The sequence below is a fragment of the Niveispirillum sp. FG148 genome (assembly GCF_057809655.1).
This window is the reverse complement of the sequence record NZ_JBMDKJ010000006.1, coordinates 301686-313568: the sequence shown is the minus strand read 5'-3', so window position 1 is coordinate 313568 and position 11883 is coordinate 301686. Positions and strand designations below refer to the sequence as shown.

The 11883-nt window shown below is 57.1% G+C and carries 10 protein-coding genes, 1 tRNA gene and 1 pseudogene; 6 read left to right on the top strand and 6 right to left on the bottom strand.

What is annotated here, in order from left to right:
- Window positions 1–467 precede the first annotated feature (467 nt).
- Complete coding sequence (locus tag ACODTW_RS09665) at window positions 468–839, top strand: plasmid mobilization protein (RefSeq protein ID WP_488945766.1); 372 nt, start codon at window positions 468–470, stop codon at window positions 837–839.
- Between the two features lie 178 nt (window positions 840–1017).
- Here the strand turns inward: ACODTW_RS09665 and ACODTW_RS09660 are convergent, their stop codons facing one another.
- Genes ACODTW_RS09660 through ACODTW_RS09650 form a run of 3 tightly spaced genes read right to left on the bottom strand, consistent with a single transcriptional unit; the run spans window position 1018 to window position 3650 of the window.
- Window positions 1018–1674 (bottom strand): HhH-GDP family DNA glycosylase, encoded by a 657-nt coding sequence (locus ACODTW_RS09660; protein ID WP_488945765.1) that lies wholly within the window; start codon window positions 1672–1674, stop codon window positions 1018–1020.
- A gap of 30 nt (window positions 1675–1704) precedes the next feature.
- Window positions 1705–2325 (bottom strand): 7-cyano-7-deazaguanine synthase, encoded by a 621-nt coding sequence (locus tag ACODTW_RS09655; RefSeq protein WP_488945764.1) that lies wholly within the window; start codon window positions 2323–2325, stop codon window positions 1705–1707.
- Window positions 2325–3650, bottom strand: a complete 1326-nt coding sequence (locus tag ACODTW_RS09650) for a nucleoside 2-deoxyribosyltransferase (RefSeq protein ID WP_488945763.1) — start codon at window positions 3648–3650, stop codon at window positions 2325–2327. Before ACODTW_RS09650 ends, ACODTW_RS09655 begins: the two co-directional genes overlap by 1 nt.
- Window positions 3651–4766: 1116 nt before the next feature.
- Here ACODTW_RS09650 and ACODTW_RS09645 point away from each other — a divergent pair.
- Window positions 4767–5603: pseudogene (locus ACODTW_RS09645) on the top strand (IS5 family transposase).
- A gap of 332 nt (window positions 5604–5935) precedes the next feature.
- Here ACODTW_RS09645 and ACODTW_RS09640 read toward each other — a convergent pair.
- A tRNA-Ile gene (locus ACODTW_RS09640) sits at window positions 5936–6011 on the bottom strand.
- Window positions 6012–6210: 199 nt separating this feature from the next.
- Here ACODTW_RS09640 and ACODTW_RS09635 point away from each other — a divergent pair.
- Window positions 6211–6840 carry a 2-hydroxychromene-2-carboxylate isomerase gene (locus ACODTW_RS09635; RefSeq protein ID WP_488945762.1) on the top strand — a complete coding sequence of 210 codons (630 nt, stop codon included), beginning with the start codon at window positions 6211–6213 and terminating at the stop codon, window positions 6838–6840.
- Between the two features lie 14 nt (window positions 6841–6854).
- On the opposite strand, the gene ACODTW_RS09630 is transcribed toward ACODTW_RS09635, so the two are convergent.
- Entirely contained in the window at window positions 6855–7388 is a 534-nt protein-coding gene (locus ACODTW_RS09630) for a hypothetical protein (RefSeq protein ID WP_488945761.1), read from the bottom strand.
- A gap of 11 nt (window positions 7389–7399) precedes the next feature.
- The gene (locus ACODTW_RS09625) at window positions 7400–7939 is read right to left on the bottom strand and encodes a hypothetical protein (RefSeq protein WP_488945760.1); all 540 of its coding nucleotides are present in this window, start codon (window positions 7937–7939) and stop codon (window positions 7400–7402) included.
- A gap of 396 nt (window positions 7940–8335) precedes the next feature.
- On the opposite strand from ACODTW_RS09625, the gene thrC reads away from it, so the two are divergent.
- The 3 genes from thrC to ACODTW_RS09610 all read left to right on the top strand — a co-directional run bounded on the left by thrC (window position 8336) and on the right by ACODTW_RS09610 (window position 11717).
- A complete protein-coding gene (gene thrC / locus ACODTW_RS09620) occupies window positions 8336–9745 on the top strand; it encodes a threonine synthase (protein WP_488945759.1) in 1410 nt (469 codons plus the stop codon).
- Window positions 9746–9762: 17 nt separating this feature from the next.
- Window positions 9763–11049: a M16 family metallopeptidase gene (locus ACODTW_RS09615; RefSeq protein WP_488945758.1), complete on the top strand. Its 1287-nt coding sequence runs from the start codon at window positions 9763–9765 to the stop codon at window positions 11047–11049.
- Window positions 11050–11111: 62 nt separating this feature from the next.
- Window positions 11112–11717, top strand: a complete 606-nt coding sequence (locus ACODTW_RS09610) for a GNAT family N-acetyltransferase (RefSeq protein ID WP_488945757.1) — start codon at window positions 11112–11114, stop codon at window positions 11715–11717.
- Window positions 11718–11883: the final 166 nt, after the last annotated feature.

The following is an 11883-nucleotide window of genomic DNA, read 5'->3' as shown; positions in this document are numbered from 1 at the left end:
ACCTCCAGGTCTGACCCGGCGCCAGCGCTCCTACACCACGCACGGGGACGTGATCGAACTGGCGATAGACGGCCGATATCGACCAGCCTTTCTCCAACTCCGCCATGATGGCATCGCGGCGGGCCAGGAACGCCACCCTGCCCGCCGTCAATTGTCGTCTTGCTGTCATGTAATCACCTCTGGCTTACCGATACGAATCGGCAAGAACAGTCGGTAACGTAAAATCACATCGGCGCGAATAGTCTAAAAAATGCTCAGAACCAGTACGAGCAGAGACGAACAATAATACATACTTCAGACTAATATCGAATAGCTGCGAATAAATCAGTATTCTCACGAACACTTGAACTATATGCGTGACCGGGCAGGATAGGTAATGTTGGCCAACAGCCCAACATTACAGCTTACTCGCCGACAGCTCGACGCGATCCGGCATCCGCCGGGCGAAGAGCGGGAGAAGGACGGACATGACCATGAAAGACCGGCTCGACGATCCGGCCCAGGCCCCCAGGGACCGGCAACGAACCCTGCGCGTCGTGGTCAACGACCATGAGCGGGAACGGATCGAAGCCATGGCGAAGATGGCCAGCCTCTCCCTGTCCGCCTACCTGCGCACCGCCGGCCTGAACCACCCGATCCGCAGCACGCTGGACTACGACGCCATCATGGAGCTGATCCGCCTGCACGCCGACCTTGGCCGCATCGGCGGCCTGCTGAAGCTGTGGCTGGCTGAACGCCGGGGCGAGGCGGTGCCGGCGGAGAGGGTCGATGCGGCGTTTGAGGAGCTGCGGGAGCTGAGAGGGCTGTTGTTCAGGAAGATTGAGGCGCTATCAGCTTGACGCCGCGCCCGCTACGACAATATCGCCAGCGTGAGTCGGCATCCGACCTGCATAGAGTAAGATAACGATTAGGCGGGATGACGAAGGACCGGTCTAGCCATCCAACCTAAGCCTCCCTAGGCCGACGGTTGACGCCGTGTGTCGTGGTCACCGGCCACGATTGAGAAAGGGTTGCATTCTAAATTGCAAGACTCAGCTGTTTTGACGCTATATCTGTTTCCTTTTGCCAGAGCCAAGCATCAAAATCACGGCGAGGGAGCTCTAGAAGATCAGCTGCGAAGCAGAAAGACATATGCAAAGAATCATAATCTTCCCACGGAACGCCAACTCTTTTAGCAAACTTTCGCACATGCCTATCCACCGCGAAAGAGTCTATACCAACAAGACAAGACAGATAGTCAACTGTCTTTCGACCAACACCGTTGACATTAAGAAGATCATTTTTTAAATTACTATTTTTCAAAAAATATCTTAATTCCACCATTGTCTCAATGTTCTTATCTCTTAGGAAATATACAACTCTGTGAAATCTATTTATTTTATCTTGATGAGTCCAATCCAAAAAAAACCCCGTATCTCCCCGCAGCATCATATCAATAATAGTCGAAATATTATCCATCTCTGGAAATTTCCGGATAATTCTTTCCACTCTCGGCCGCACCACCGAGTTATAGTTCAGCCCCGCCTGAAGAACTGCGTCCGCAAGGACCGCTCCCATATGAGTGCAGCTAACTCGCCCTCGAATGCGCCTGACCAACGCACCTTCAGTCTTCGCGCGATCTGCAATGCGGCGCGCCGCAAGCAGTATCTCGGTGGTTGAAGCAACTGCAGCCATCGAATCCTACTCCTGCACCGCTTTTAAGAATCATAAAAGCCCGACCCCTGCCAAGGCAGCCAAGCGTTCTACGCAGTTCGGGCAAGCGCCGCAAGGGAATAAACTAGCGGCTTGACATGAATAGGTTCTCCCGATCGGAACACCAAGCTTGATGGCCTCACGAACGACATCCGCCTTTGAAAAATAGCGGAAAGGTGAAATAAATCTAATTGAACCTATACTTTCTATCAAATTTCCCAACCCATTCATATACTCGGCGGTGCAGTCTATTTCTTTAGCGTGATTACTGTTAATAAATCCCGTATATACTTCCTCTAAACAAATTGTCTGAGCCCTGGCGGCAGCGACGGCAAAAAACAGCATTGTTCTGTAAGGAATATATAAATCGTCGTCTTCAACGCTCTCGTTCCATAAATCTGCCTGCCTTATCATAATGGAATTTGATCCGCGAAATATGTCTGATATATTAATTCTTTCTGGCGACCTCATACCTTTAGGAAGAACCTCATTAACTCTATCCCATTCCATATCCACACAGTGCTGACCATAATCAAAAAACAATGGCCGTACCAAAGTCCCCCTCGAATGCAAAAGATAGGCTACTGTCGTAGAATCCAGTCCACCAGATGAAAGCAGCATAACTTCCTTCATTACCGCCCCCTAAAATCTGAAATTGCACGGAAAAGTCCGTTCAAGCAAATATCAAAATCGTTTGAATAGACATAACTTCCAGAAATAACCATTGTATTGTCATTTTCATCTCTTGGATCAAATGTTATGACCGGCTTACCAAGAGAAATTGCCATTCCAATTTCTACTAATGTTCCTGGATCGCGATTTAGAGGTATCGCAAAAATAAAATCACATTCTTTTAAAAGGTCCACATCCTTATGATAGGTTTCCAGTAGCAGGGGCTGACTTGATTTTAAGCTAAGCTCTCCATTTTCCAAAATTGGTCGCCGAATTCTAAAATTGTGATATTCCATAGACTGTATTGCGAGATCAATCTCAGGTTTTTTAATATAAGAAAAATCAGGCGCAGCAAGATATACGCTATATTTTTTTCTATCATGCCAAGGAAGAACTACACCATTCAATCCCTTTATTTCATCAACACTAAGATTATAATCCCTAGAAACTGACAGTTTAAAATCATCAGGATAAGTTGTTTGGGCATAATACATCGCAGATCTCGCGCCTCTCCAAGCAGCATCAACCCACCCGAGGTGCTTTAAACCCACCATAACAGATGAATACACATCGCCAACCCCAACAGAATTAACAGTTGAGCTTAGAAACGCACTAACTTCTTCAATTACACCACTGGATGGTATAAATAACCTACTACCGCCTCTATTTTCTTTTAGTAGAAAGATTTCAAATTTTATAGAAGATAAATATAACATCATATCATCTAATGAATATCTCCCATATTTATTAAAAATCCCAGAAGATGTTGATAAAATTATACACTTTATACTCCCGGAATAGGCCAATAGTTTATCTATATCAGACAAATCATATGCAATATCAAAGCTAAATTCTGCCTCTTTCGAAAATTGAGACCTTATTAAGGACAAGTCAAATTTTCCTGGAAATATTATTACATTTTTGTATTTCGATAACCTTTCCCCCTCATTAAAGATCACAATCTCCTTAGAATCTCTTAGTATATCTTCGTATCCCTGATCTGACACTTCAGTTACATCGACTATAGATATTACATTTGGGGCTCCAGTGACTTCTCCCAGCCAGATAAACTCTTCACACCCATGGTGAATAAGATATTCGGCAGCCTGATCCACCAAATACTTTGGACACACGGCAGCAACAGCATATCTAATCCCCGCCGCCCACGAGCCACGGGCCGCATGCGCAACTCCACCTAGGCGAAGCTTACACTTGATGCCGGGTTTAGGCAGGGTATAATCTACTATTAACTCACCCACAATGAGCATCGGCTCTAACGTCTTCATGATTGCCTCGGAGCAAAATCCACCACAACGGATGGGCTTAGAGAAATTGCAGACGAAAAGACCAATCCCTGATAAGCAAATCCACTCCTAATACAAGCAGCCAAGTAGTTATATGAAGTAGGAAGAACGCCAACTCTTTCACCATTTGAATGAACAGCAAATAATCTTACATCAAACGATATCGTCAAAACTTCCCCAACTCCCGGGACAGTGCCATTATTGGAATAATATTCGCAGAGAGCCACGTCCTCCAAGGCACACTGGAAAGCCCGACCACATGGGTCTTCCCCACTTGTACCCCCCCCACCCCCAGGTGACTGTGGCGTATTAGAGTAATCAGAAAATCGCCCTCCGCCCGTGCTGCCCATGGTAATCTCCCTTTTTCCTAATTTCAGGTGGTTGCCATTTTCTATAGTACGCCATGGATTGAAGATTTACAATAACTTGCAGTTTGGAGTACATTGGCTCAACGAGCTAGATTCTATTACCTAGCACCGGTCGTTAGCATCGACTTTTTGAACTCTAATATACCAACCACCCAATGAACAACAAAAATCTCTCGTAGATTGTGCAGAAAAGAGTGGAGGTTGCATTGGTTAAAATCTCATGCCTCAGTGAGGTTAAAGGTGTCATTGTACACAAGATAAATATAGATGGGATTTGCCCGTACTCAGGTAACCCACTTCATGGATCAACGATATCGCTTGCGTACAGACCAAAGGGCGTGGCGTATCCATTAGAGTGGCTTGAGGAGCTGATCTGCAAATACAGAAGTATAAATTCAGATCAAAGCATACGAAACATTGAGGAGTTGATTCAAGATTTGGCCATCAAAGCGGCAGAAAATTTAGGAGTACGTGTTCGTGTCAGAGCTGACTTAAAAGTTACTCCTCCCCAAGGGGGTAATACCCAAGATCTGTTTATGACGGCTAGGGCATCACCATCGGAATAATTTATATTATTCCATATAATACCAGCAATCCTCTCCTTGCTATTATTCCAATAAGTGTACTTCCGAGAAGATATCCAATAAGTTGAGAGGGAGATGTGAAATGGGTTGCGGGCGGTGATGCTGGCGCGATTTTTTACATGAGCGTCATCCTCTGGACAACGGTGATGTGGACGCCCCAGAATCGCCCCTTTATAACCGGGATCACCTTCGTTACCCGAGCGACCCGACGGATGCGGAATGGGCGCTTGTGTCGCCGCTGTTGCCTCCGGCTAAGCGTGGTGGCCGCCGACGCAGCGTTGACCTGCGGGAGGTGGTCAACGGTCTGAAGTGTGTGTTGGGTACTGGCTGCCAACGGCGAGCGATCCCGTAGGACCTGCCGCCGCGCAGCACGATTTTCGACTATCTGAGCCTGTGGAGTTGGGACGGGACGCTGGACCGCCTTCACCATGAACTCTATTTCCGCTGCCGCGAGCAGGCTGGCCGCGACGCTAGTCCGACAGCCGCGATCATCGACAGCCAGAGCGTGAAAAGCGCTGAAAAGGAGGGCGCTGCATTGCCCCGGCAGGGTACGATGCGGGCAAGAAAATCAAGGGCAAGAAGCGGCACATCGTCGTCGATACCCAGGGCTTCCTGATGCACGCCATCATCCATGCCGCCGACATGCAAGATCATGATGGCGCGTCGTGCTGATGGTCAGCCTGTTCGGTCTCTACCCCTTCCTGCTGAAGCTTTTCGCCGGTGGGGGGTGCCAGGGCGAAAAATTCCAGACCGGTCTGAAAGCCGCCCTCAAGCAGGTCAAGGTCGAGATCGTCAAGCGATCCGATCAGGCCAAGGGCTTCATCATGCTCCCCAAGCGCTGGGTTGTCAAAAGAACCTTCGCATGGCTTAACCGTTGCAGACGCCTTGCCAAGGATTGGGAAAATCTCAACCCGCAGGCACTCAACTTCCTGAAGCTCGCCTCAATCCGCCTCATGCTCCGACGCTTATGCAGGAAAACGTAAACTTTCCGGACGGGCTCTTACATCGGTGCCGCAGCTTCCCTGACACCTTACACGGGCGCTCGGATGGGACGCCATCGCAGCTAATAGGGTTCGGCAGGAGGGAACAAGAACGGTCAACTGTTGAAAGATCGGATTGGCGTTCATTATCCGCTCGTGAGTCGACAGACGATGCCACGAACTCGATTGACAAACCACCTGCCTAAATCTGATCAAGCTAAGATTCGAAATCACCCATCCCGGTTCGCCAGCGTCCGCCAACGCCCTTTGCACTTACAGCTCACTTACGGAATGTTAGCGTCGCCAGCGTGGCGACGCTAACCCCTTGAAAAGATTGGTGGGCCCGGAGGGACTTGAACCCCCAACCAGACCGTTATGAGCGGCCGGCTCTAACCATTGAGCTACAGGCCCCCACCATGTGCGGGGCGGCACAATGCCCTAAAGCACCGCCCTATGGCAATACGGGTTTTCGTGGCCGGGTTTTCACCTTTTCCGTTGTCGGGCCGGTGCTTCTGTGGTGCGCGCGGCCCCGGCGGGCTTGCATCCCGTCGTCAAGGCTGGCAAGCCTTGCCGCCAGCAGACGCAATCGCCCCAGGGAGAAATAGCCGCCATGCCGGGTCCCGTCACCGTCGATTTCTATTTCTCGCCGGCCAGCCCCTTCGCCTATCTGGCCGGTACGCAGATGATGAAGCTGCAGGTCGAAAACGGCTGCCGGGTCGACTGGTATCCCGTGTCGGCCCGCGCGCTGATCAAGGCCGCCGGTTATGACCTTGAACAGGCCGTGCCGCATTCGGGCCAGTTCCGCCCCGATTATCGCCGTACCGACCTGGCCCGCTTCGCCCGGCTCTATGGCGTGCCCTTCCGCGATTATAAGGACGTGGTCATGCCCAACCCGCCGCGTCTGGCGCTGGCCTGTGTGGCGGCCCGGCGTTTCGATGCGGGACAGGTGTTCGCCCGCGCCCTGATGAAGGCCATCTTCGTCGACGGCACCAGCCCGGCCGATGATGCCCTGTGCGTCAGGATCGCCAACGACACGGCCGGCATCGAGCCACATCTGTTCCAGCCCATGCTGGATGATCCGGAAACGCAGCGCATCCTGGACGGCCATGTGCAGGCCGCGGTGGCCGCCGGCTGCTTCGGTGTGCCCAGCTTCGTCGTGGCCGGCAAGGAGATGGTGTTCGGCAATGACCGGCTGCCCCTACTGCGCCAGGCCGTGCTGGAGGCGAAGGCGGCGGGGTAATCACACCGGGGCAATCACACCATGGCCGGGTCGCCATTGCGGTTGGCCACCGGCGGCGGTGCCGGGAAGACCGCGACGACGTTATAGCCCTGTTCCACGCCATAGCGCTTCTGCACCTTGGCGCGGGCGGCATGTTCGTCGGGGGCCCAGACGCGGAAACGGCGCTGTCCTTCCCAGGTCGGGCGGTCGCGGCCGACGGCGACCAAAGGCGCCTCTACCGTGACATGCCAGCCGGCATCGGCGGGTCCGCGTTTTTCTTCCAGCACGAAGGTGCGGTTGGCGGGATGGGCCAGACGCTGCAACTCCGCATCGACTTGGCTGATCTCCTCGATCAGCAGGTCGACGGTGCGCTGCTGGTTGCGCACTTCCCGGCCCAGGGCCAGACTTTCACGCCCCGCCAAACGCAGACGGTCCACCTGCTGCTGCTTCTTGGTGATCAACTGGCTGACACGCCGGCGGGTACCGCGCACGCGGCGCATGGATTGTTCCAGCGCCAGGGCAAAGGCCATCGCCACGATCATCACCACCAGCAGAATCGGCCCGCTCATCGCCGGTTCCCTCAGCCCGCGACGGCCTCGGCCGCCGGCTCCTTGACTTCCAGTGTGATGTTCAACAGGCTATAGCCCAATGGCATCGGGTATATCCGCCCGGCCTCACGCTTGGCGTCCGACAGATTGTCGGCCCAGATCTCCACCACCTGCGGATTGGCCCATTCCATGTCCAGCGTCGGGTGGCGCTTGCGATCGGTCAGGGCCTGCTGCACCTGCCGGTTCACCATCCAGGCGCGGAACTTCACGACCGTCTGCCCCTCCGGCCCGACGATGCGGACGGGCGAGTTGGCCTCCCGCCGCGCGTCGACCAGGGCCTTTTCCTGAAGGAAGCGGCGGCGCCGCAATTCCGCCAGTTCAGATTGCAGCTGGGTCAGCAGGGTCTTGCGGTCGCTGCGGCGCAGATCAAACTTTGCCTCCAGCATCGACCGGCGGGGCAAAACTTCCTCAATCCGTTTCAAGTCATGGCCGGACTGGATGGAGCTTTCAGCGTAGCGCCCCATAAGATAGGTGAAGAGATAGGCGCCAAAGCCCATCATCATCCCCATCATCAAGGCCTGCGTCCATCCCATCGTGCCGCCACCCCTGCCCGTTTGCGCAATAAATATGCAACCTGAAGGTACAAACTCTATCTGGCATTTAAGATAAACGTTCGCGGCCGCGAAGGAAACCCACGATCTGGTACCACCTAAGCGCAGGGATGCGACATGCTGGTCACCGAACCATACCGCTTTTGGTGGTGCCCGACCCGGTGCCCCGGCGCGTTGGATCGGGCCCGCGCGCGCCTCCGCGGTCCGTCGGGGCAGGCATGAGCCCCCCTGTCCCCGCCCCGTCGGGGCAGGCATGAGCCAATGACACCCCGAAGCCGGCCCCGTCCCCTTGCGGGGCCGGCTGCCCCTGGCTAGGGTGTGCGCCTTGAATTCCAGCCGCATCGGGTCGAGGTAAAGGTGTCCTATATCAGCACGCGCGGCCAGGCGCCCGCCCTGGCGTTCGACGATGTCCTGCTGGCGGGTCTGGCCCGCGATGGCGGTCTTTACGTTCCCGCGGCATGGCCGACCTTGACGCCCGACGATCTGCGCCGATTCCGCGGCCTGACCTATGGTGAGCTGGCGGTTGAGGTGATGCTGCCCTTCCTGGGCGGCACCGTCGACCGTGCCGACTTCACCCGCCTGGTCAACGCCGCCTACGGCACCTTTGCGCACAAGGCCATTGTGCCGCTGGTGCAGCTGGACGCCCGCACCTGGATGATGGAGCTGTTCCACGGCCCCACCCTGGCCTTCAAGGATGTGGCGTTGCAGCTGCTGGGGCAGCTGTTCGACCATGTTCTGTCCGCCAAGGACAGCCGCGTCACCATCGTCGGCGCCACCAGCGGTGACACAGGCTCGGCCGCGATCGAGGCCTGCCGCGACCGCGAACGCGTGGATATCGTCATCCTGCATCCCCATGGCCGCACATCGGAGGTGCAGCGCCGGCAGATGACGACGGTCCTGTCGTCCAACGTCCATAATGTCGCCCTGCAGGGCACGTTCGACGATTGCCAGGACGCCGTGAAGGCCATGTTCAACGACCAGGCCTATCGCGACGCCCTCAACCTGTCGGCCGTCAATTCCATCAACTGGGCCCGCATCATGGCCCAGATCGTCTATTATGTGGCGGCCGCCGTGGCCCTGGGTGCGCCCGACCGGCAGGTGGCGTTCGCCGTGCCCACGGGCAATTTCGGCAATGTCTATGCCGCCTATGCCGCCCGTCAGATGGGCGTGCCCGTGGCGCGCCTGATCGTCGGCACCAACGAGAATGACATCCTGGCCCGCTTCTTCGCCTCGGGCGAGATGAAGGCCGATGGGGTGGTGCCCACCCTGTCACCGTCGATGGATATCCAGGTCTCTTCCAATTTCGAACGGCTGCTGTTCGACCTGATGGATCGCGACGGCGCGGCCGTGGCCGCCTGCATGGCCGGGTTCCGGGAAACGGGCCGGTTCGCGGTCAGCCAGGGCCAGCTGGCCCGCGTGCGGGAGCTGTTCACGGGCTATCGCTGCGACACCGACGAAGCGCTGGCCACCATGCGCGCCGCCTATGAAGGGTCGGGCTATCTGGTCGATCCACACAGCGCCGTGGGCGTGGCGGCGGCCCTGGCCAGCGATCTGGACCCGGCCATTCCCGTCATCGTCATGGGCACGGCGCATCCGGCCAAGTTCCCCGACGCGGTGGAACGGGCCACGGGCGTGCGTCCGCCCCTGCCCCGCCATCTGGCCGATCTTTATGAACGGACGGAACGTATGGATATCCTTCCCAACGATATCCAGATATTGAAGGACTATGTGCGCGCCCGGTCCCGTGTGGCGCGCGACAAGGCCTGAACCGGAACAGAGATTACGTGAGCAACAGCCCCTTCCCCGCCGCCCCCGGCACCCGCGTCACCATCCTTCCCAACGGCCTGCGCGTCGCCACCGACGCCATGCCCCATGTCGAAACCGTCACGGTCGGCGTCTGGATCGGCGTCGGCAGCCGGCATGAGCCGCTGACGGCCAATGGCGTGGCGCATCTGGTCGAACATATGCTGTTCAAGGGCACGCCGACGCGCGACGCCTTCGCCATTTCGGCGGAGATCGAGAATGTCGGCGGCCATCTGAACGCCTATACCAGCCGCGAACAGACCTGCTACTACGCCAAGGTGCTGAAGGAGGATCTGGGTCTGGCGCTGGGCATCCTGGCCGACATGGTGCAGCATCCTTTGTTCGATGAAGGGGAGCTGGAAAAGGAACGCCAGGTCATCCTGCAGGAGATCGGCCAGGCGGAAGATACGCCCGACGACATCGTCTATGACCATTTCCTGGCCACCGCCTTCCCGCGCCAGCGGCTGGGCCGGCCTGTGCTGGGCACGGCCGATGTGGTGGAAAGCCTGCCGCGCGCGGCCATGGTCGATTATGTGGCCGGCCGCTATGTGCCGGCCAACATGGTGGTGGCGGCATCCGGCAATATCACCCACGAACAGGTGGTGGAACTGGCCGCACGCCTGTTCACCGACCTGCCGACGGGTGAAGCGACGCTGGCCGAACAGGCCTTGTACCAGGGCGGGGAGTTCCGGGAGGAGCGCGACCTGGAACAGGTGCATGTGCTGCTGGGCTTTGACGGTATCGCCAATAACAGCCCCGACCTGCACACGGTCATGGTGCTTTCCACCCTTCTAGGTGGCGGCATGTCGTCCCGCCTGTTCCAGGAGGTGCGGGAGAAGCGGGGCCTGGTCTATTCCGTCCATAGCTTCAACTGGTCCATGGCCGACAGCGGCGTGTTCGGCATCTATGCCGGCACAGGGCCCGATCGCACGGCCGAACTGGTGCCCGTCATCTGCGAGGAAGTGCGCAAGCTGGCCGGGACCCTGACGGAAGTCGAACTGGTCCGCGCCAAGGCGCAGTTGAAGGCCAGCCAGCTGATGGGCCTGGAAAGCACCACCAACCGCGCCGAACAGCTGGGGTCACAATTGCTGGTCTATGGCCGTCCCATCCCGCCGGCCGAAACGGTGGCGAAGCTGGATGCCGTCGATCTGGCCGCCGTGGCCGCCTGTGCCGAACGGTTGTTCAGCAGTGCGCCGACCCTGACGGCGCTGGGGCCGCTGGACGGGCTGGAAAGCCTGGATCAGGTCACGAGCCGTCTGGCGGCATAGGCCGTTCGCGCCTATGCTGACGGCATAACCACAAACAGCTTGGGCGGGGAGACGGCAACAGGATGATCCGCTTGATTCCTGACGGTCTGTTAAGCCCCCCGCCCCTGCGTGTCGACGGCCCCAATGTCTTCATCCGCCCCGCCCAGCCGCGGGACTGGAAATCCTGGGCGGATCTGCGGGAGGCCAGCCGCGAATTCCTGGTGCCGTGGGAGCCGACCTGGCCGCCCGACGCCCTGTCCCAGACCGCCTTCACCCGCCGCCTGCGCCGGCAGGCCGGGGAATGGCGCGATGATGAAGGCTACAGCTTTCTGACCTTCGAACAGCACAGCGAACAGGTGGTGGGTGGCATCGGCCTGACCAATATCCGCCGCGGCGTGGCCCAGATGGGCAGCATGGGCTATTGGGTGGGCCGTCCCTTTGCCCGGCGCGGCTATACGTCGGAAGCGGCCCGGCTGCTGCTGTCCTTCGCCTTCGGCCAGTTGGGCCTGCACCGGGTGGAAGCCGCCTGCCTGCCCACGAACGATGCCAGCAGCGGCGTGCTGGAAAAGGTGGGATTTACACGCGAAGGCTATGCCCGCGCCTATCTGCGCATCAACGAGAAATGGGCCGACCATCTGCTCTACGCCATCCTGCGCGATGATTGGGCGGCAGGGGTTGGACATATCTGAGCGGGGGGGTGGGTAGCGATAGGGGCACACGACCAGGCTCTGTCCGATTGCCCGTGAAGCATCCCCCCGTCACTATCTCCCGTCACCCCGGCGAAAGCCGGGGCCCAGCGTGAGGCGCGGTCAGCGCCGATATGACAAATATCGCGGCAGACGCCGCTTTGCGCCT

Bases quoted from the DNA above. Each gene is read 5' to 3' on its own strand.
- ACODTW_RS09655 (WP_488945764.1), bottom strand. From the start codon at position 2,325: ATGAAGGAAGTTATGCTGCTTTCATCTGGTGGACTGGATTCTACGACA.
- ACODTW_RS09650 (WP_488945763.1), bottom strand. From the start codon at position 3,650: ATGAAGACGTTAGAGCCGATGCTCATTGTGGGTGAGTTAATAGTAGAT.
- ACODTW_RS09660 (WP_488945765.1), bottom strand. From the start codon at position 1,674: ATGGCTGCAGTTGCTTCAACCACCGAGATACTGCTTGCGGCGCGCCGC.
- ACODTW_RS09630 (WP_488945761.1), bottom strand. From the start codon at position 7,388: ATGAGCGGGCCGATTCTGCTGGTGGTGATGATCGTGGCGATGGCCTTT.
- ACODTW_RS09625 (WP_488945760.1), bottom strand. From the start codon at position 7,939: ATGATGGGGATGATGATGGGCTTTGGCGCCTATCTCTTCACCTATCTT.
- ACODTW_RS09665 (WP_488945766.1), top strand. From the start codon at position 468: ATGACCATGAAAGACCGGCTCGACGATCCGGCCCAGGCCCCCAGGGAC.
- ACODTW_RS09635 (WP_488945762.1), top strand. From the start codon at position 6,211: ATGCCGGGTCCCGTCACCGTCGATTTCTATTTCTCGCCGGCCAGCCCC.
- ACODTW_RS09610 (WP_488945757.1), top strand. From the start codon at position 11,112: ATGATCCGCTTGATTCCTGACGGTCTGTTAAGCCCCCCGCCCCTGCGT.